This window comes from Agrobacterium sp. CCNWLW32, assembly GCF_037083425.1.
GTDB classification, from domain to species: Bacteria; Pseudomonadota; Alphaproteobacteria; order Rhizobiales; family Rhizobiaceae; genus Agrobacterium; species Agrobacterium radiobacter.
Genome location: NZ_JBAOJM010000001.1, coordinates 17,391 through 37,395, shown reverse-complemented (window position 1 = coordinate 37,395; position 20,005 = coordinate 17,391). Strand labels below are relative to the sequence as shown.

Genomic DNA, 20,005 nt, shown 5'->3' with positions numbered 1-20,005 from the left:
GTTCACAATGTCCAACGCAGTCCACGAGACGGACAGCAAGAATACTGTCGCATCCAAGCCGCCGCTCGATCCCCATCTGAAGGCGCTTGAAAACGAAGCCATTCACATCTTCCGCGAAGTTGCCGCCGAATTCGACAATCCCGTGATGCTGTATTCCATCGGCAAGGATTCATCCGTGCTGCTGCACTTAGCGCGCAAGGCCTTCTTCCCCGGCCGCGTGCCCTTCCCGCTGCTGCACGTCAATACGGGCTGGAAGTTCAAGGAAATGATCGAATTCCGCGACAAGATCGTCAAGGAATATGATCTCGACCTGATCTCCTACACCAATCCGCGCGGCGAGACGGAAAACGTGACGCCCTTCTCCCACGGATCGGCGCTCTACACCGACATCATGAAGACCGAAGCGCTGCGTCAGGCACTCGATGCCGGCCAGTTCGACGCGGCCTTCGGTGGCGCACGCCGCGACGAGGAAGCAAGCCGCGCCAAGGAGCGCATCTATTCCTTCCGCACGCCCGACCACAAATGGGACCCGCGCAACCAGCGCCCGGAACTGTGGAACATCTATAACGGCATGGTCCGCAAGGGCGAGAGCGTTCGCGCCTTCCCGCTCTCCAACTGGACCGAGGTCGATATCTGGCGTTACATCGAAGCGGAAAACATTCCGCTGGTGCCGCTCTATTACGCTGCCGAGCGTCCTTACATCGAGCGCGACGGCATGATGATCCTCGCCGAAGACGAGCGCCTTGAACTGCTGCCCGGCGAAGAGGTTCAGCACGGCTCGATCCGCTTCCGCACGCTCGGCTGCTTCCCGCTGACCGGCGCGATCCGTTCCGAAGCCGCAACGCTTCAGGAGGTTATCGCCGAGCTGGAAATCGCCACGGTTTCCGAACGGCAGGGCCGCGCGATCGACCGCGACCAGTCCGGTTCCATGGAGAAAAAGAAGCGCGAGGGGTATTTCTGATGAGCGCCGCAGCCGCCAACACCCCCTCCTCTTCCGCTACCATCCTGCCCTTTGCAGAACATTCGAAGGCGGCGCGCGATACGCGCCCGCTGCGGCTCATCACCTGCGGCAGCGTGGATGACGGCAAGTCGACCCTGATCGGCCGTCTTCTCTGGGACACCAAGGCCGTCAAGGAAGATCAGGCCGCCACCCTGCACCGCGACAGCGGCAAGCAGAACGATCTCGGCCTGCCCGATTTCGCGCTGCTGCTGGACGGTCTTCAGGCGGAGCGCGAACAGGGCATCACCATCGATGTCGCCTATCGTTATTTCGCCACCGACCGGCGCGCCTTCATCGTGGCCGACACGCCCGGCCACGAGCAATATACCCGCAACATGGCAACCGGCGCTTCCACGGCCGATCTCGCCGTGCTGCTGGTCGATGCGCGCACCGGCATTCTGGAACAGACACGCCGCCACGCCACCATTGCGGCGCTGATGGGCATCCGGCAGTTCGTGCTGGCCGTCAACAAGATCGACCTGACACATTACGACAAGGCCGGTTTCGAGCTGATCGCCCACGAATTCCGCGAGTTCGCCTCCAACCTCGGTATCAAGCAGATCACGGCGATACCGATGTCAGCGCTGAAGGGCGAAAATGTCGTTCTGTCAGGCAAGGCCGCCATGCCCTGGTATGAAGGCCCGACGCTGGTGGAGACGCTGGAACTTGCAACCGTTCGCTCCGCGCAGTCGGGCGGCTTCCGTCTGCCCGTACAGCGCGTGTCGCGCCCCGGCGAGAGCTTCCGCGGTTATCAGGGCACGGTTGCCGGCGGCTCGGTGAAGCCGGGCGACAGCGTCGTCATCCTGCCGTCAGGCATGGTCGCGAACGTCAAGCAGATCGTGACTTTCGATCTGGTGCGCAATGCGGCCGTCGCCGGTGACGCCGTCACGCTGGTTCTCGACCGTCAGGTGGACGTGTCGCGCGGCGACATGATCGTCTCCATCGAGGCGCAGCCGCAGACGGGCCTTGCCTTCGACGCGCAGATCGTGGCGTTGCAGCCGGGCGGCATCGAAGCGGGCAAGCGCTACTGGCTGAAAAGCGGCAGCCGCCGCCAGCGTGTCAGCGTCCAGCCCGTCAGCCAGCTCAACCTCAAGGAAGGCGAATGGCAGGCGCATGAGACCTCGCTGCCGATGAACGCCATCGGCAAGGTGCGGCTTTCCTTCGACGAGACGGCGATCTTCGATGCCTACGAACAGAACCGCTCAACCGGCTCGTTCATCCTGATCGACCCCGACACCAACAACACGGTGGCGGGCGGCATGATTGCCGGCAAGCGGAGCGTCGGCGCGACGGAAGAACAGGGTGACCGCGTGATTCTCTCGCTGCCCGCCGATCTCGCGGAAAAGCTGCTGGCGAGCGAACTCCTGGCAAGACACCGCGACGAAATCGACATCCGCCGCACGGACGCTGCCACAGCCTCGCGGCTGATCGGCGACCTCAGCTGACAGGCACGGGCATGGACAAACAAAAAGGCGACCGTCAGAACGGTCGCCTTTTTAGTTTAAGAGGTTCTTCCGTGTAAAAGACTTGGGATCAGTTTAAAACACGAACATATAAAGCAGAATAATCACCACGACCGGAACGCCCATAGCCCACAGTGCAATACCCTTCAGCATGTTATCCTCCATTGTTGTATGGTTAGATAACGGCTGAGGCGGCTTTCCGATCCATGTTGCTATCCTGATTTTTACGGGTTGTTTCTCGTCCGCACAGAAACCCGTTTGTTCATTCGACGTTCATGCGCAAAAAGCGAATTTGCGTGCGGTCGCTCCGCCAAGCGGCCCAACAGAGGCTCGTTGTTTGAAAAAACAGCGGGCCTCTTTTTTGATCGCGATAAGTTGATCATGTCGATGGCCCCGAAATTCAGGGCTTGTGACTGTCATGGATAACTTCTTGGATTGTGGACGAGAATTGACGCTTCTAAGACGGTCCGTGTCGCGCGTCCCCTGAAACAAGGCCGCGACATTGAGGCCTGGCGCTTGGCGGAGCGACGGGCCTCTTTTGTTCGGGCGCGCGGCTGAGGCGACGGTGCGGTTTCACATCTGCGAGCAGGAAACGCTCTCCGCCCCTAAGCAGACACCAATTGAAGAACGGGAGTTTGAAGGCGCCTATCCGCATCTGTGCCCTGATTTTCAGGCAAGAGCGACGGATGCATTCCAACCGGTTCTGATTTAACAGCGACGGTTTCGGTGCAAGGCTTTGACCTTGAGATTTTCAGGAAGTATCGGGATGAGTTGCAAGCCGCTGTATCTATTGGGCTTCAAGCTGGTCGGAGTGAGAGGATTCGAACCTCCGACCCCGTCGTCCCGAACGACGTGCGCTACCAGACTGCGCTACACTCCGTGACCAGCGGCGCTTCTATAGACCAGCCTCCGGCATTCGACAAGCGGCTTATTGCATTTTTTATGACAAGTTTTTCCCATCCGTTGAAACAGCCCTGCCAAGCGCCTGCGGCACCGGCTGGAAGGCCTCAAAACGTTACAAAAAAGCAATTGTGGCAGGAAATTTTCGTCAAGCCGCCCACCTCCCCTGCCCCCCGTCGCCAAATCTGCTAGGGGAACGGAATGACCGGCGGGAAGCCGGACACGGCACAAAGGACATTTCACCATGCTATCTCGCAGCGTAACGCTCGCAGCGTTTGCCATTGCGCTCTCGGCCTGCACCACCTCCACGGGCGGCTCCACTCCCTCCTTCACCCAGAAGAGCCCCGTTGAGACCCGCTGGGTCGGCCAGTCCGCAGGTATTTTCTTCGCAAAATTCGGCCCACCGCTGAGCGACACGGAAACCGGCAGCTCCACGGTCTATAACTGGCGCGGCGGCTACAAGAAGGCCACCATTCCGGCCAGGTTCGAAGAGGGCAAGGATGGCAAGAAGGGTCGTCAGATCTCGCCGGCCCGCACCGCGTCGCTCTCCTGCACCGTGCAGCTCGTCGTTTCCAGCGACTACAAGATCACCGCCGTGCGCACCGTCTCCGACCGCCCCGGCGTCAACGGCCCAAGCTATTGCGCGGAATTCCTCGCCGCAAACTGATCTTCGGTCATAAACCGAACGCACCAAGGCCCGCCCGAACCGGCGGGCCTTTTCACTTTTTCGGGATTTCTGTCATTTTTCTGAAAAAAAATTCGGCCCGCAGCGGCATTGCGCCAGCCGTGATGGCCGGCAAGGTGCAGCCGGGCGGGCTTTTTGCGATATCGGGCGCAGAGAACCCTTTCAACCGTTTGAAAGCATCGCCTAATCTTCACCGCCCTAAAAATGACGATCCGCAAATGTGCAAAATTCGCCGGCGCGACCATATGTCCCGGCCAGATCCCTGCAAAAACGCTTGAACTGGAGTGAATGAGTCCGGGTTGTGCCGATTTGCGCTTTGCTGTAACGGGGCGATCGGGAGGAATGTTTTTAACACAAAACAAGAATCAGGTATGGCCGTGACTCCCATCGATCAAGACAAATCCCAGCTCACTGATCTCTCCAATGCATTTCCGCTGAACCGCCGACAGGTTCTGGGCGGTGCGCTCGCCGGAATTGCCGCAGCGGCGCTGCCCTCTTCTCCGCTTCTCGCCAATACGGCCGCCAAGAAGGTCGATGTGCTTTTGATCGGCGGCGGCATCATGAGCGCGACGCTCGGTGTTTGGCTGCGCGAACTGGAGCCCACCTGGTCGATGCAGATGCTGGAACGGCTGGACGGCGTGGCGCTTGAAAGCTCGAACGGCTGGAACAATGCCGGCACCGGCCACTCCGCGCTTGCCGAGCTCAACTACACGCCGGAAGACGACAACGGCAACATCAAGATCACCCAGGCCGTCAACATCAACGAATCCTTCCAGATTTCCCGGCAGTTCTGGGCCTGGCAGGTGCGCAACGGCGTCTTGAAGAACCCGCGCTCCTTCATCAACCACACGCCGCATATGAGCTTTGTCTGGGGTGACGAGAACGTCGCCTATCTGGAAAAGCGCTATCAGGCTCTCAAAGCCAGCCCGCTTTTCGCCGGTATGGAATTCTCCACCGATCCCGAGCAGATCAAGAAGTGGGTGCCGCTGATGATGGAAGGCCGCGATCCTTCCCAGAAGATCGGCGCGACCTGGTCGCCGCTCGGCACCGACATGGAATTCGGCGAAATCACCCGCCAGTTCGTATCGCATCTGCAGAGCGACCAGAATTTCGACCTTCAGGTCAATAGCGAGGTTTCCGACATTCAGCGCAATGCCGATGGCAGCTGGCGCGTGACCTATACCAACACCAAGACCGACGCCGAACAGGTGGTGGACGCGAAATTCGTATTCATCGGCGCTGGCGGCGGTGCGCTGCATCTGTTGCAGATGTCCGGCATTCCCGAAGCGGACGATTATGCCGGTTTCCCGGTGGGCGGCTCGTTCCTCATCAACGAAAACCCTGACGTGACGATGCAGCATCTGGCCAAGGCCTATGGCAAGGCTTCGGTCGGCTCGCCGCCCATGTCGGTGCCGCATCTCGATACCCGTGTGCTGGGTGGCAAGCGCGTTATCCTGTTCGGACCTTTCGCCACCTTCTCCACCAAGTTCCTGAAGGAAGGCTCCTATTTCGACCTCGTCTCCTCGGTCACCACAAGCAATGCCTGGCCGATGGTGCGGGTGGGCATCGACGAATATCCGCTGGTGGAGTATCTCGCCGGCCAGCTGATGATGTCGGATGACGACCGTTTTGCCGCGCTGAAGGAATATTTCCCGAATGCCAAGCAGGGCGAATGGCGCCTGTGGCAGGCCGGCCAGCGCGTGCAGATCATCAAACGCGACGAAGAAAAGGGCGGCGTGCTGAGGCTCGGCACCGAAGTCGTCGCCGCAGGGGATGGCAGCATCGCCGGCCTGCTCGGCGCTTCGCCGGGCGCTTCCACCGCAGCACCGATCATGCTCAGCGTTCTCGAAAAGGTCTTCAAGGACAAGGTGGCAACGCCGGAATGGCAGACGAAGCTTCGCCAGATCGTGCCGAGCTACGGCACCAAGCTCAATGACGACCCGGAAAAGGTGCAGCAGGAATGGGCTTACACCGCCGAACACCTGCAGCTGCCGACGCCGCCGCAGATCGACCTTGAGGCGCTGAAGGGCGCCGGTGCGGCGCCTGCGAGTGCGCCGGTGAAGAAGGTGCCGGATATCGCGCTCTAAGGCTTAGGTGCGATTTAGGATTGGACGCCGCGTGTCTCCGGATGCGCGGCGTTTTTGTTGAAGATGGCTTCTCCACCCGCACTAGCATCCTCCGGTGCATTGCCACTAGGGCGTCGAAAAAATATCTCGCGCCAAAAACCGGTTGGTGGTAATAATTCCTACCAACATCCATGGAGAAATGACATGGCCAACGTTGAAAAGATCAGCGTTTCGATGACGCCCCAGCACGCCGAAATCTTGCGTGACGCCGTGGAAAGCGGTGCTTATGCCAGCAGCAGCGAAGTCATCCGTGAAGCGATGCGAGACTGGTCGGCAAAATGGATTCAGCGACGCGACGACATCGCCAAGCTGCGCGCATTGTGGGCTGAGGGCAAAGCCAGTGGCGGTTCAACCGAAGTGGATTTCAACGAGGCGCTCAATGAAGCGCGTGCAGAACTGGCCTCGTTGAAAAATCGTGACCACTAAGCTTGTCTGGACGCCCCGCGCACGTAGCGATGTGAAGAAAATCTATATCGACATCGGCAAATCACAGCCTCTTGCCGCAGAGCGATATTTCGCTCGGTTCCGCGCCAAAGCGGAGCGCTTGGTCGACCATCCTCACCTTGGCGAGCGTCATACGGAAATTTTTCCGCCCGCCCGTATGCTCGTCGAGACACCTTATGTCGTTCTCTACGAAACCGTACCGGATACCGATGGCGGCGAAATATATTCCGTGGAAATCGTTCGCGTGATCGATGGTCGCCGGGACCTGCGAACGTTGTTCTGACTTGGAATAGATGGCTGGGGCGCCAGGATTCGAACCTGGGAATGCCGGTACCAAAAACCGGTGCCTTACCGCTTGGCGACGCCCCAACAGGGCAGTGAAGCGAAACGCCGCTGCCCGAACCGGGCCTGATTATCAAAGCCTGCCCGGCCCGGCAATGACCCGGCGACCAATTTTTTCACAAAACCCAAGCTTTTTGGGTGCCGTGGCGAAGTTCGCATGTTAGGGCTTGGGCAGCGGCGCGGTTGAGGCCGTGGCTCAAGCTGGCATGGCATTTTTCAGGAGGTCTCGATGGCGGACCCGGCATTCGATCTCGATTTCAGGCCGGCCTATGGCGAGGCGGTTCCTGTCGCCCCGCTCATCCAGCGCATCACCGTCAACAATCCTTCCGCCTTCACCTTTCACGGCACCAACAGCTACATCGTCGGCGACCGCTCCGTTGCCGTCATCGATCCCGGCCCGGAGGATGAGGCGCATTTTCAGGCGCTGATGGCGGCGCTTGATGGCCGCGAGGTCACCCATATCTTCGTCAGCCACACCCATCGTGATCACTCGCCGCTCGCCCGGCGACTGAAGGCGGCAACCGGCGCGCTGACGGTGGCGGAAGGTCCGCATCGCGCCGCCCGGCCGCTGCATGTGGGCGAGACCAATCCCTTTGCTGAAAGTTCCGATACGGCTTTTGTGCCCGATATCGCGCTTGGCGATGGGCAGAGCCTTTCCGGCGACGGCTGGACGCTGACCGCGCTGCATACACCGGGGCACACGGCCAACCACACCGCCTTCGCGCTTGAGGGCAGTGGCATCGTCTTTTCCGCCGATCATGTGATGGCCTGGGCTACCACCATCGTCGCACCTCCTGACGGGGCGATGAGCGATTACATGGCCTCGCTGGAGAGGCTGCTCACCCGCGACGACCGGCTGTTCCTGCCCGGCCACGGCGGCCCGGTCACCGATCCCTCGGCCTTCATGCGCGGGCTACGCGCTCATCGACGTATGCGGGAAAAGGCGGTTCTGAAGCGCATCCGCGAAGGCGACCGGCTGATCGCCGATATGGTGAAGGTGATCTATGCCAGCACCGACAAGCGCCTGCACGGCGCGGCCGCCCTTTCCGTGCTGGCGCATATAGAGGACCTGATCGAAAAGGGCGAAGTGCGGACAGATGGTGCGCCTTCGCTGCTGGGCGAATATTTTCCGGCGTGATGAGGTTTTGACGCGCGAATTCTCACGATGCTTTCGTCGCTCGCCGCCCGTTCGACGGGGAACGAGCGGGTGCCACGACAAGACAAATAGCCTCAGTTGTCGTTCAGCCCCTGCATCTCCGCATCCAGCGCATCAAGATAGGCTTCCGCAATCGCCGCCCCCATGCCGAGATCGTGCGGGCCGTAGCGGGAAGCGACGCGGACATCGACGATGGTGGTTTCCGCCTCTTCTTTCAGGCGGATGAGGATATCGAAACGCAGGCCCCAGATGCGGGTGCGGGTTTCACCCTGCATCAGCACAACACCGCTGCCATTAAAGAAGGTGGGCTGCGGCGCGTCAGTCGGGCGGGCCATGGGCACCGGCACGATGGAGGGCAGGTCTTCCACTGGCCCCTCTTCCGCGGGCTGCGTCCTGTCCTGCTCGGGAATGCCGGCAGAGGGCGCATCTTCCGCCCCGATCACCCCCTTCGTGTGGGTGATGCGAATAGTCTGGGCGGCGGCCATTTTTTTGGCGGCGGCATAGATGCGGTCGATCGCGCCTTCATAACGGCGGCCGGCGAGGCTGGCATAGGCCTCCATCTGCGCATCGCGGTCGGCCTTGGTGATGACAGCGGGCCGCACCAGCCATTGCTGATTGGCCGTGGGCGTCACCAGCCATTCCGGCACATCGCTCAGGTCGGTGGAAATGTCGTAAATCTTCGGCTGCTGCCAATAAAGATAGGAGCCATAACCGACCACGCCGAGCGGCAGGGCAGAAAGAAGCAACGCCGCCAGCGCCGAAAGGCCGCCGCGCGCACCCTTGGTCCACAGCCGCTCTAGGCCGATCAGCGCCAGAAGTACGGCCGCAAGAGCGATGCCGGCGGCAATGACGAGCAGACCGGTGAGATCAGGCGTCGTCAGCGGCCCGAAACGATGGATGCCGGCGGCGATGAGAAACAGCACAAGCGCCGCAAGGCCCAGATACCGGGAAAGATAGGCTGCAACCGAAAAAGGCCGGACGAAACGCACAGTCATGAAAGCGGATATCCGTTAGATCGCATTGGCTAAAAAGCGTTGCACCCGAATTCTGGCAGGGAATCACCTGCATATGATGTCATAGACCGGATTTACGGCGAGGAAAACAAAGGACGGGTTTGATCCGCAAGCCAAAATGCGAAAACCTCACGTCAGGGGCCGGGAACGGAAGCGCGATGGGGCGAAACATTTTTCTGAGAATTCGCCATTTGCGAGAATAATTCCCCGACAACGCAACAAATACGCACGTTCATCCCTTAATTGCTGAGGAAATCGGCGTATCCTCGGCGATCTCCCTCGAGAATGCGTGTAAAAAGTGCAACATTCTCGTTTTCTTGCACAATAAAGAGACATGTCATGTCACAGGCAACGACGTCCGCCGGCCCCTCCGGGCCTAAACCCTTTTATCGCAATTTCGGCTTTCAGGTTCTGATCGCCATGGTCATCGGCCTGCTGCTCGGGCTCGTCGCGCGCAACATCGGTCCCGATGCCGCCGGCAGTCCGAACTGGCTTTCGGTGACGCTGCAGACCATCGGCAGCATTTTCGTACAGCTTTTGCGCGCTCTCGTTCCGCCGCTGATCTTCACGGCCATCGTCGCCTCCATCGCCAATCTCAAGAACCTCTCCAATGCGGCAAAGCTCGTCTGGCAGACGCTTTTGTGGTTTGCCATCACCGCGCTGATTGCCGTGGTCATCGGCATCGTGCTCGGCCTCGTCATCCAGCCGGGCGTCAATACGGCGATTGCCAATACGGCAGCGGCGGCACCCTCCTCCACCGGCTCCTGGCTCGACTTCCTGAAGGGCCTCGTCCCGGCCAACGTCTTCGGCCTCGAAGCCTCGACCAAAATCAACAACGGCGCCGGCAGCACCTCGCTGAACTTCAACGTGCTGCAGCTTCTCGTGGTGTCGATCGCCTTCGGCGTTGCCGCGCTGAAAGCGGGCAAGGCGGCGGAGCCGTTCCTCGCCTTCAACCAGTCGCTGCTTGCCATCGTGCGCAAAATCCTGTGGTGGGTCATCCGCCTCACCCCCATCGGAACCATCGGCCTGCTTGGCCGTGCGGTTGACCAATATGGCTGGACGACGCTTTCGCAGCTCGGCTGGTATGCGGCCGCCGTCTATATCGGTCTGGCGCTGGTGCTGTTCGTGGTCTATCCGGCCCTGCTGATCGCCCATGGCCTGAAGCCGTCTCGCTTCTTTGCTGGCGCATGGCCGGCCATCCAGCTCGCCTTCGTTTCGCGCTCCTCCATCGGCACGCTTCCCGTCACCGAAACCGTGACGGAAAAGAGCCTCGGCGTGCCGCGCGAATATGCCGCCTTCTCCGTGCCGCTCGGCGCCACCACCAAGATGGACGGCTGCGCTGCGATCTATCCGGCGATTTCGGCGATCTTCATTGCGCAGTTCTTCCAGGTGCCGCTCGGCATTCAGGAATATGTGCTGATCGTCTTCGTCTCGGTGCTCGGCTCTGCCGCAACGGCGGGTCTGACAGGTGCTGTGGTGATGCTGACGCTGACACTCTCCACCCTCGGCCTGCCGCTGGAAGGTGTGGGGCTGCTGCTCGCCATCGACCCTATCCTCGACATGGGCCGCACGGCGGTCAACGTCGCCGGTCAGGCGCTGGTGCCCACCATCGTCGCCAAGCGCGAGGGCATCCTCAACGAGGCCGTCTATAACAACGCCAAGGACATCGATGCACTCGATGACCGGGAAGTCGTGGCGGCCTGAGTGAAGCAATTGGTGGCTGCTTACCTGTACGCCACTTTCCTGCTGCCACGATCAACGCCAGCGATGATTTCATTCATCGTAGCGATGTCACGATGAGAGCAGCCGCCAGCAATAAAAAGCTGAGCGGCTGCAATCGTGTCTGGCGTTATTGTTGGAAGACGGTTGTGCAATTCATTTAGTTTTGTCGGAGACACTGGAAGCCAATCCAAACGGCAGGCACAACCGAACGGGAAAACACTCCGATAATGTTTCATATGTCCGATAGTGGCAAACACGATCCGGCTCTTACCGTTCGCCGCATTCTCAAAGTCAATCATGCCGGCGAGTTTGGCGCCATCCGCATCTATGGAGCACAGATATGGATGGCTCGTCGGCTGTTTCCGGACATCGTGTCCGCTCTTCATGAAATGCGGGAAGACGAAATCGATCATTGCCGCCTGTTCCGGGAAGCCATGCCTTCAAGACATGCCAAGCCCTGTCGCGTGATGGCGTTTTGGAGCCTCGGAGGTTATCTGCTCGGCTTTTTGACCGCGCTTGGCGGACGCAACATGGTCTGGATTTGCACTGAGGCCGTGGAAGGCACTGTTCACCGCCATCTAGAAGAGCAATTGGCCTTTTTGCAGACGAGAGACCCTGAGCTTCATCAGCTGATTGCTTCTATTCAAGAACAGGAATTGGCTCATCTGCGGGAGGCCGAGAAAAACCAGATGACGCGCGGCATGGGCCACAGGCTGCTTCTACCGATTATCGGCTTTCTCACCGACTTGATGATCTGGCTATCGACCTGGGGAGACTCAAGCTGGATGCGCGCCGAAATGGAGCGCTCCAAGCGAGCCTGATGGCTCGCCCCGATGCAACTTTCCACCCCAACGCGGCTTTTCCCCATATCAAAACAGGCGTATCAATCGCGGCAATAAAAGTGCCGTACGGCTGTCATGTTAAGGGAGAAACAAAATGCGCGTTTCCATCGTCTTCGGTGCGCTTGCCACTATGCTGGTGCTCACCGCTTGCCAGACGCTGACGCCGGAAGAGCGTCGGGCGCGGGATGAGGCGACATGCCGGGGGTATGGGTTCCGCCCCGGCACGGACCCGATGGCAGGCTGCCTTCTCGATCTGGAAATGGACCGCCGCGCCGACAACCGCGCCTGGCAGGCGCAAATGAACCGCGACATGTTCTACCGGCCGGTGGTGGTGGAGCGGCGCATCATCGTCCAACAGAACCCCTGACGGGAATGAAGGCGACATTGCTTGGGGTTTCCCCCTGCTTCGACCTTGCGGCCAGCGTCGCCTGCGCCGCCGCAAGGCGCGCGATGGGCACGCGGAAAGGCGAGCAGGAGACGTAGTCAAGATCCGCATCCTCGCAGAAATGGATCGAGGCCGGGTCGCCGCCATGTTCACCGCAAATGCCTAGCTTCAGCTCCGGCCGCGTCTGGCGGCCGCGTTCGGCGGCAATGCGGATCAGTTCGCCCACACCGTCGAAATCGAGCGAGATGAACGGGTCTCGTTCGATGATGCCTTTGCGCTGATAGGTATTGATGAAGCGCGCCGCGTCATCGCGGGAAATGCCGAAGGTCGTCTGCGTCAGGTCGTTGGTGCCGAAGGAGAAGAACTCCGCGGCTTCCGCAATGACATGGGCGCGCAGGGCCGCACGCGGCAGCTCGATCATCGTGCCGGTCAGATATTCCAGCGTCATGCCGGTCTCTTCCGCCACCTCGGCCGCCACCGTGTCGATGACGGCCTTGACGTAATCAAGCTCTGACCGGAGGCCGACCAGCGGCACCATGATCTCTGGCACAACAGGAGCCCCGGTGATGCGCGCCGCCGCAACGGCGGCCTCGAAAATGGCGCGCGCCTGCATTTCAGCGATTTCGGGATAGGAAATCGCCAACCGGCAGCCGCGATGGCCGAGCATGGGGTTGAATTCGTGCAGCGCATCCAGCCGCTGGCGGAACACCGTCTGCGGCATGCCCATGGCGGCGGCCACCTCGACGATCTCGCCATCGGTCTTCGGCAGGAATTCGTGCAGCGGCGGATCGAGCAGGCGGATCGTCACCGGCAAGCCGTGCATGATCTGGAACAGTTCGGTGAAATCCGAACGCTGCATCGGCAAAAGCTGGTCGAGCGCTGCCCGTCTGCCCTTTTCACTTTCCGCAAGGATCATCTCACGCATCACATGGATGCGGTCGCCCTCGAAGAACATATGTTCGGTGCGGCACAGCCCAATACCCTCAGCGCCAAAGGCGCGGGCGGCGCGGGCGTCAGCCGGCGTATCGGCATTGGTGCGCACCGTCATGCGGCGCAGGCCATCGGCCCATTGCATCAGCTTGCCGAAATCACCTGAGAGTTCCGGCTGCGTCATCGGCACCTCGCCCTTCAGCACCCGGCCTGACGAACCGTCGATGGTGATGACATCGCCGCGTTTCAGCATGCAGCCGACGCCGATCAGCACCTTGTTGCGCATGTCGACGCGCATGGAGCCGGCGCCGGTGACGCAGGGAATGCCCATGCCGCGCGCCACCACGGCGGCGTGGCTGGTCATGCCGCCGCGCGTCGTCAGAATGCCTTCGGCGGCGTGCATGCCGTGAATATCTTCCGGGCTGGTTTCGATGCGCACCAGAATGACGCGGCGACCTTCCGCCTCCGCTGCAACCGCCTCTTCCGCGGTGAAGACGATCTCACCCGTCGCCGCCCCCGGCGAGGCCGGCAGGCCGGAGCCAATGATGGGGCGGGACGTGCCGGGATCGATGGTGGGGTGAAGCAGCTGGTCGAGCGATGAGGGCTCGATGCGGCAGACGGCTTCCTCCTGCGAGATCGACCCTTCTTCGACCATATCGACGGCGATCTTCATGGCGGCACGGGTGGTACGCTTGCCGGAACGGGTCTGCAGCATCCAGAGCTTGCCGCGCTCGATGGTGAATTCCAGATCCTGCATGTCGCGATAGTGGTTTTCCAGCCGCTTGCAGATCGCCAGGAATTCGCCGAAAGCCTCCGGCATCAGCTTTTCCATCGAAGGCTTGTCGGAGCCGGAGGCAAGACGTGCGGCTTCGGTGATGGATTGCGGCGTGCGGATGCCCGCCACCACGTCCTCCCCTTGAGCATTGACGAGGAATTCGCCGTAAAGCTCCGCCTCGCCCGTCGAAGGGTTGCGGGTGAAGGCGACGCCCGTTGCCGAGGACGAGCCGAGATTGCCGAAGACCATGGCCTGAACGTTGACGGCCGTGCCCCAGTCGCCCGGAATATTGTGCAGGTGCCGGTAGGTCACGGCGCGGTGGTTGGTCCAGCTGGCGAAAACCGCGCCGATCGCGCCCCATAGCTGGACGTGACAGTCCTGCGGGAAGGCTTCGCCCAGCTCATCCTCGATCAGCTTTTTGTAGAGCGAAACGACGTGCTGCCATTCGACCGCCGACATGTCGGTATCATATTCATGGCCGAGGCGGCCTTTTTCGTCTTCGAGAATTTCCTCGAACATTTCATGGTCGAGGCCCATGACGACATCGCCATACATCTGGATGAAGCGGCGGTAGCTATCCCAGGCAAAACGGGCGTCGCCCGCATCATGGCCCAGCGCCTCGACGGTGCGGTCGTTGAGACCGAGATTGAGAACCGTATCCATCATGCCGGGCATTGAAGCGCGCGCGCCGGAACGGACGGAGATGAGCAGCGGCGACTGGCTGCCGCCGAAGGTCTTGCCGGTCACGGTTTCCATGCCGTGCAGGCCGGCCATGACCTGCAGCTTCAGGTCCTCGGGAAGATCGTGGCCATTCTTGTGATAAAGGGCGCAGGCATCGGTTATGATGGTGAGGCCGGGGGGGACGGGAAGGCCGAGACTTGCCATTTCGGCAAGGTTCGCGCCCTTGCCGCCCAATATCGCAACGTCACCTGCCCTGCCTTCGGCAGCACCGTTGCCGAAGGTATAAACCCATTTTTTCATTCCACGCTCTCCACCCAGAAGCGTTGTCATTTTTCTATCATCTACAGCATTGCCGGCATGTTGGGAACGCCGCAACGTGCAGTTTACATCGCAGTGCAGCATAATTGCGGCAAATTGCGCGCCAGAATTGCCGCAAAGGCCGAATAACGCCATGATTGACGCATTCGTGTAGTGCGCTGAAACGGAGTGTTGCCTAAGCCATTCAAATCGCCGACAAAGAGATTATTCATGCAATTTACCCGCCGCCATACGCTTAAATTTGCCGGAATTTCCTGCGCCGCCAGCGCGCTTGCCGGGGCGCTCAGAGCCGAAGGCGCAGTACCCGTCACAGGGGCCGCCTCTGCCCTTCCCTTTGCGCTGACGACGCCGATGCATATCGGCCAGGCCGCAATTCGGGTGCGCGAACTCGATCCAATGATCGATTATTACCGTTCGGTTCTCGGCATGAACGAGGTGGAACGCACGGCCAGAGGCGTGACGCTCGGCGTTGGCACTGTTCCGCTGCTCGATCTCGTCCACAAGCCGGCCGCGGATTTCGAAAGCCCCACCTCCGCCGGCCTGTTCCACATCGCCTATCTGATGCCCTCCCGCAAGGATCTGGCGCGCTGGCTGGTGCATGCGGCGCTGAAGCAGGTGCCGCTGTCAGGTTTTGCCGATCACAATGTCAGTGAGGCGATCTATCTCAACGATCCCGAAGGCAACGGCATCGAGGTTTACAGCGACCGGCCGAAGGACACCTGGGTCTGGAGCGGCAGCGTGGTGAAAATGGGCACCGAACAACTCGATATTGATGATCTCGTGAAGCTGACCGACACCAAAAGAAGCGATTATGAGACAGCCCCAGCGGGGATGCGCATCGGACACGTTCACCTGCGGGTCGGCGAAATCGCCACCGCCCGCGCCTTCTACGAAGAGGCCATCGGCCTGCGACCGACGCAGGATGCGCGCTCGGACGCGTCTTTCCTCTCTTCCGGCGGCTATCACCATCATCTGGCGGTGAATACATGGAACAGCCGCGGCGCGAAGGAACGCAACGCCATGGAAACCGGCCTCGACTGGTTTTCTCTCACCATTCGCAATCCCGCCGATCTCGAGGCGCAGAAAACGCGGCTGCGGGCCGCCGGTTACGTGCTGGTGGAGATGGAGAACAATGTCGTGGAAGCGATCGACCCCTGGGGCACGCGGCTGCGGCTGGTGCCGGGGTGAGTGATGGTAGGCCTCCGTGCATCATGCGTGGAGAAATTCGCAAACTGCGCCATTGGCGGTTGCAGCAGGCCAAGTGTTTACAGGGATTCGCTGCGTCTCCTCCTTCCGTTATTCCGGCCCTGAGCCGGAATCCAGCCGACATGCGTCTGCGCAACGGGAAGAGTCTTTTCAGCCCAAGGACTTGGGCTGGCTAGATACCGGCTCAAGGCCGGTATGACGGAGGAGGTTTGTTCCCCGGAAACGATTACCGCCATACAGCCATCTCACTCTGTGAACCCGGAAAAGAAAGCCTTGCGAGGCCACGGCAGCGGCCTCGCAAGGCATTCCATCCGGTACAGGAAACCGGATGGTGGGGTCTGGAGAGAACCCTTTGGCTCTTGGGGAAAACATATCAAAATGCTGCGTGATGTCGCTCACCCGAATGGGTGATACGGCAAGATAAATTCACATTGAGCAAAAGTCGGGGCTGGCTCCCGGAAAAGCCGCCTCAGACGGCTTCGCGCAGCTGTTCGGCAGTCTGCAAATCAACAGACACCAGTTGGGACACGCCCTGTTCGGCCATGGTGACGCCGAACAGGCGGTTCATGCGCGCCATGGTGATGGGATTGTGGGTGATGATGACGAAGCGGGTTTCCGTGGAAGCCACCATCTCGTCCATCAGGTTGCAGTAACGCTCGACATTGTGGTCGTCGAGCGGCGCATCCACTTCGTCCAGCACGCAGATGGGCGCGGGATTGGTGAGGAAGACCGCGAAGATCAGCGCCATCGCCGTCAGCGCCTGTTCGCCGCCTGACAGTAGCGTCATGGTCTGCGGTTTCTTGCCGGGCGGACGGGCGAGGATTTCCAGCCCCGCTTCCAGCGGATCATCGGATTCGATCAGCTGCAATTCCGCCGTGCCGCCGCCGAAAAGATGGGTGAACAGCCGCTGGAACTGCGAATTGACCACATCGAAGGCGGCGATCAGCCGTTCGCGGCCTTCTCGGTTGAGGTTCTGGATGCCGGCGCGCAGCTTGCGAACGGCATCGATGATGTCGTCCCGTTCCTTGATCAGCGCCGCAAGCTTGGCCGAGAGCTCGGCCTGCTCTTCCTCGGCGCGCAGGTTGACGGCGCCCAGCCGCTCGCGTTCGATCTTCAGCCGGTCGAGATCGCGTTCGACATCACGAATGTCAGGCTTCGGCTGGTCAGGACCAAGGCCCGTCAGGCGAAACGCCATATGCGGCTCGGTATTCAGCGTTTCACGGATGCGGTGTTCGGTTTCCTGCCGCTTCTCGCGGGCGGAGACCAGCCGCTCCTCGGCACGGCCACGCTTTTCGCGGGCTTCGGCCAGTTCCGAAAGCGCCGTTGCAGCCACCCGGTCGGCGGCGCGCTGCAGGTTTTCCGCCTCGGCGAGCCGATCGGCAGCCTCGCGGCGGGCGTCTTCCGTCTTCTGCAATTCGTTGAGGAGGTTGCGGCGTTTCTCGTCGAATTCCTCGGGCGCTATGTCCAGCTCGGCGATTTCCTCGCGCGCCTCTTCCTCGCGCTCGCGCAGCGTGGCGATATGGTCGGCGGCGCTTGCCGCACGCGACTGCCAGGTGGAACGCTCCTGCCCTATCGCCTGAATTCTGCGCTGACGGCTTTCCGCCTCGCGGCTCACGCCTTCGTGGCGGGCACGGGCTTCCGCCAGAAGGCCGCGGTCGGTCGCGACTTCCAGCTGGCTTTCGCGCAGACGGAGATCGAGCACGGAAAGATCAGGCGCGTTCTCCATTTCGATGCGGGCGTTTTCTTCCTGAACGGCGATCTCGTCGATCTGCGCGCCGATCTGGTTCAGCGCTTCCGAGACGATATCCCGGCGGCGCAGAAGATCGCCGGAAGCCCTTTCGGCTGATGTCAGCGCCTCGCGCGCCTCGGCAAGCTGGCGGGTCGCAAGCCGGCTTCCGTCACGCACTTCCGAAAGCCGCAACTCGCTGCTTCTTATGTCCTCGGTTCTGGCGGCAAGCTGGTCTTCGGCCTCTTCCAGAATGGAGCGGGCCTCATCCAGTTCAGCTTCGATTTCCGCGAGACGGTTCTTCTGCGACAGGCGAAGTGCTGCAGCACCCGGCGCATCGGCGCTGGCGATATGGCCGTCCCAGCGGAACAGCGCGCCTTCGCGCGTCACCAGCCGCTGGCCGACCTTGAGTGATGGCAGTAGTCTCTGGGCTTCCGCCGTGCCGGAGACGACGCCGATCTGTGCAAGCGCGCGCCGGAGAGCCGCTGGCGCCTGAGCGTAATCGAGCAGCGGCGTCACGCCCTGCGGCAAGGCGGGATCACCTGCCCCGTCGCCATTGCCGGCCCAATAGGCGGGGGCGGCGGCATCAAGCGGGCTTTCGAGATCGTCGCCGAGGGCGGCACCCAACGCCGCTTCAAAGCCACGCTCCACCGTCATTTCTTCCGCCACCGGCGTGAAGCTGCCATTGGCGGCGGCGCTGGAGGCAAGGATTTTGGTGATGGTGCGTGCTTCCGTATCGAGCGCGTTCAGCCGGTTTTTCGCCGTTTCCAGAGGCCCGCGCGCCAGCGCTTCGGCGGAACGCGCCTCGGCGACAGCGGCCTCGGCTTCGTCAGCGACGATCAGGGCATCCTCGACCGCAATCTCTGCCGCCTCGACAGCTTCCCGCCGTTCCGAAGGATCGGGAAGGCCGGAGAGTTTTTCATCGATGGCCTCGATCTCGGCGGAGGCCTCCTGCGACTGCCGTTCCAGCCTCAGCTTACGATCGGAAAGATCGCGGATCGTCCGCTCCAATTGCTGACGCGCGGCGAACGCTTCGGCTCGCTCGGCGGTGATTGCAGTAAAGACGGCTTCGCTTTCCGCCAGTTTGATAGCGGCGGTTTCGAAAGCTTCGCGCATCTCCTCGGCATGGCGGCCGGAATCGGAGAGGATTTCGAGGAGTTCGGCCTCTTCCTCATCGAGCCGTGCAAGGATTTGCGCATTGTCCGAAACAAGACGTTCCTCGCGGACGATATCCTCGCCAAGCTGCGAGAGACGGCGCGCCAGCTCGTCGCGGCGGCGCAGCAGGCGGTTCGCCTCGTCATCCAGCTGGGTGCGGGCAATCTGCAGGCGTTGCAGGGCGGCGGCCACCCGCGCTTCATCTTCGCGCAGTTCCGGCAGCTTCAGGCTGGCGATGCCTTGCTGCTTGGCCGCTTCCATCTGGCCTTGAGCCTTTTCGGCGACGATGTTGGTCGCCTGATTAAGCGCGCTTTCCGCCTCGCCCTCGGCTTCCTTCGCCTCTACCCAGCGAATATGCAACAGGGTCGCTTCGCGGGCGCGGATATCCGCTGACAGCATCTTGAAGCGGTTGGCCTGCCGCGCCTGCCGTTTCAGGCTTTCGATCTGGCTTTCCAGCTGGGCGGTCACATCCTCCAGCCGCTCCAGATTGGTCTCGGCGGCGCGCAGGCGGAGCTCGGCCTCGTGGCGGCGCGAATGCAGGCCGGAGATGCCGGCCGCCTCTTCCAGAAGCTGGCGGCGGGCCTGCGGTTTGGCGTTGATGAGCTCGCCGATACGCCCCTGCCCCACCATGGAGGGCGAGCGCGCGCCGGTGGAGGCATCAGCAAACAAAAGCTGCACGTCCTTAGCACGGGCCTCCTTGCCATTGATGCGGTAGACCGAGCCGTTTTCGCGCTCGATGCGGCGCGTCACCTGAATTTCATCGGCATCGTTGAAGGCGGCAGGCGCGGTACGGTCGGAATTGTCGAGATAGAGGCCGACTTCGGCGGTGTTGCGGGCCGGGCGGTTGCCGGAACCGGAGAAAATGACATCATCCATGCCGGATGCGCGCATGTTTTTGTAGGAGTTTTCGCCCATCACCCAGCGCAGCGCTTCGACCAGATTGGACTTGCCGCAGCCGTTGGGACCGACAACGCCGGTCAGGCCCGGCTCGATGATGAATTCGGAGGGTTCGACGAAGGACTTGAAACCGACGACGCGGAGCTTGTTAAACTTCATGCCGCCATGCTCCAGACAGAAAAACGGCAATAAAAAACGGGCGAACGGAAATATCCGCCGCCCGTTCCTTTAAGGCTTCG

At 61.2% G+C, this 20,005-nt stretch carries 14 protein-coding genes and 2 tRNA genes; 11 read left to right on the top strand and 5 right to left on the bottom strand.

Annotation, left to right across the window (positions count from 1 at the left end):
• Positions 1 to 7: 7 nt before the first annotated feature.
• Both cysD and cysN read left to right on the top strand, forming a co-directional pair.
• Positions 8 to 961, top strand: a complete 954-nt coding sequence (gene cysD, locus V6R85_RS00175; RefSeq protein ID WP_045018182.1) for a sulfate adenylyltransferase subunit CysD — start codon at positions 8 to 10, stop codon at positions 959 to 961.
• Positions 961 to 2,445, top strand: a complete 1,485-nt coding sequence (gene cysN / locus V6R85_RS00170; RefSeq protein ID WP_020812869.1) for a sulfate adenylyltransferase subunit CysN — start codon at positions 961 to 963, stop codon at positions 2,443 to 2,445. The genes cysD and cysN overlap by 1 nt, the downstream gene beginning before the upstream one ends.
• A gap of 821 nt (positions 2,446 to 3,266) precedes the next feature.
• Here cysN and V6R85_RS00165 read toward each other — a convergent pair.
• Positions 3,267 to 3,343 (bottom strand) — tRNA-Pro (locus tag V6R85_RS00165).
• A gap of 264 nt (positions 3,344 to 3,607) precedes the next feature.
• Between V6R85_RS00165 and V6R85_RS00160 the strand changes: the two genes are divergently transcribed.
• From V6R85_RS00160 to V6R85_RS00145, 4 genes are all read left to right on the top strand, one after another.
• Entirely contained in the window at positions 3,608 to 4,030 is a 423-nt protein-coding gene (locus tag V6R85_RS00160; RefSeq protein ID WP_003509022.1) for a hypothetical protein, read from the top strand.
• A gap of 389 nt (positions 4,031 to 4,419) precedes the next feature.
• Positions 4,420 to 6,135, top strand: coding sequence for a malate dehydrogenase (quinone) (mqo, locus tag V6R85_RS00155; RefSeq protein WP_162695454.1), 1,716 nt, complete (start codon positions 4,420 to 4,422; stop codon positions 6,133 to 6,135).
• Between the two features lie 183 nt (positions 6,136 to 6,318).
• A complete protein-coding gene (locus V6R85_RS00150; RefSeq protein WP_111792553.1) occupies positions 6,319 to 6,600 on the top strand; it encodes a ribbon-helix-helix domain-containing protein in 282 nt (93 codons plus the stop codon).
• Positions 6,590 to 6,901, top strand: coding sequence for a type II toxin-antitoxin system RelE/ParE family toxin (locus V6R85_RS00145; protein ID WP_111833657.1), 312 nt, complete (start codon positions 6,590 to 6,592; stop codon positions 6,899 to 6,901). The genes V6R85_RS00150 and V6R85_RS00145 overlap by 11 nt, the downstream gene beginning before the upstream one ends.
• Before the next feature lie 11 nt (positions 6,902 to 6,912).
• On the opposite strand, the gene V6R85_RS00140 is transcribed toward V6R85_RS00145, so the two are convergent.
• Positions 6,913 to 6,987 (bottom strand) — tRNA-Gln (locus V6R85_RS00140).
• A gap of 202 nt (positions 6,988 to 7,189) precedes the next feature.
• Here V6R85_RS00140 and V6R85_RS00135 point away from each other — a divergent pair.
• Positions 7,190 to 8,098: an MBL fold metallo-hydrolase gene (locus tag V6R85_RS00135; RefSeq protein ID WP_111833658.1), complete on the top strand. Its 909-nt coding sequence runs from the start codon at positions 7,190 to 7,192 to the stop codon at positions 8,096 to 8,098.
• A gap of 92 nt (positions 8,099 to 8,190) precedes the next feature.
• Here the strand turns inward: V6R85_RS00135 and V6R85_RS00130 are convergent, their stop codons facing one another.
• A complete protein-coding gene (locus V6R85_RS00130; RefSeq protein WP_111833659.1) occupies positions 8,191 to 9,111 on the bottom strand; it encodes a DUF1499 domain-containing protein in 921 nt (306 codons plus the stop codon).
• A gap of 357 nt (positions 9,112 to 9,468) precedes the next feature.
• Between V6R85_RS00130 and V6R85_RS00125 the strand changes: the two genes are divergently transcribed.
• The 3 genes from V6R85_RS00125 (at position 9,469) to V6R85_RS00115 (ending at position 12,060) form a co-directional block, all read left to right on the top strand.
• On the top strand, positions 9,469 to 10,833 hold the full coding sequence (locus V6R85_RS00125) for a dicarboxylate/amino acid:cation symporter (RefSeq protein ID WP_003509070.1): 1,365 nt from the start codon (positions 9,469 to 9,471) through the stop codon (positions 10,831 to 10,833).
• Between the two features lie 245 nt (positions 10,834 to 11,078).
• Positions 11,079 to 11,672, top strand: a complete 594-nt coding sequence (locus V6R85_RS00120) for a demethoxyubiquinone hydroxylase family protein (RefSeq protein WP_111833661.1) — start codon at positions 11,079 to 11,081, stop codon at positions 11,670 to 11,672.
• 115 nt (positions 11,673 to 11,787) lie between these two features.
• Entirely contained in the window at positions 11,788 to 12,060 is a 273-nt protein-coding gene (locus tag V6R85_RS00115; protein WP_003509074.1) for a hypothetical protein, read from the top strand.
• Here the strand turns inward: V6R85_RS00115 and ppdK are convergent.
• On the bottom strand, positions 12,038 to 14,764 hold the full coding sequence (gene ppdK / locus V6R85_RS00110) for a pyruvate, phosphate dikinase (RefSeq protein ID WP_020812861.1): 2,727 nt from the start codon (positions 14,762 to 14,764) through the stop codon (positions 12,038 to 12,040). The genes V6R85_RS00115 and ppdK overlap by 23 nt on opposite strands.
• A 228-nt stretch (positions 14,765 to 14,992) precedes the next feature.
• On the opposite strand from ppdK, the gene V6R85_RS00105 reads away from it, so the two are divergent.
• Positions 14,993 to 15,970 carry a VOC family protein gene (locus V6R85_RS00105; RefSeq protein ID WP_111833662.1) on the top strand — a complete coding sequence of 326 codons (978 nt, stop codon included), beginning with the start codon at positions 14,993 to 14,995 and terminating at the stop codon, positions 15,968 to 15,970.
• Positions 15,971 to 16,457: 487 nt separating this feature from the next.
• Here V6R85_RS00105 and V6R85_RS00100 read toward each other — a convergent pair whose 3' ends face one another.
• Positions 16,458 to 19,925: a chromosome segregation SMC family protein gene (locus tag V6R85_RS00100; RefSeq protein ID WP_111833663.1), complete on the bottom strand. Its 3,468-nt coding sequence runs from the start codon at positions 19,923 to 19,925 to the stop codon at positions 16,458 to 16,460.
• Positions 19,926 to 20,005 lie beyond the last annotated feature (80 nt).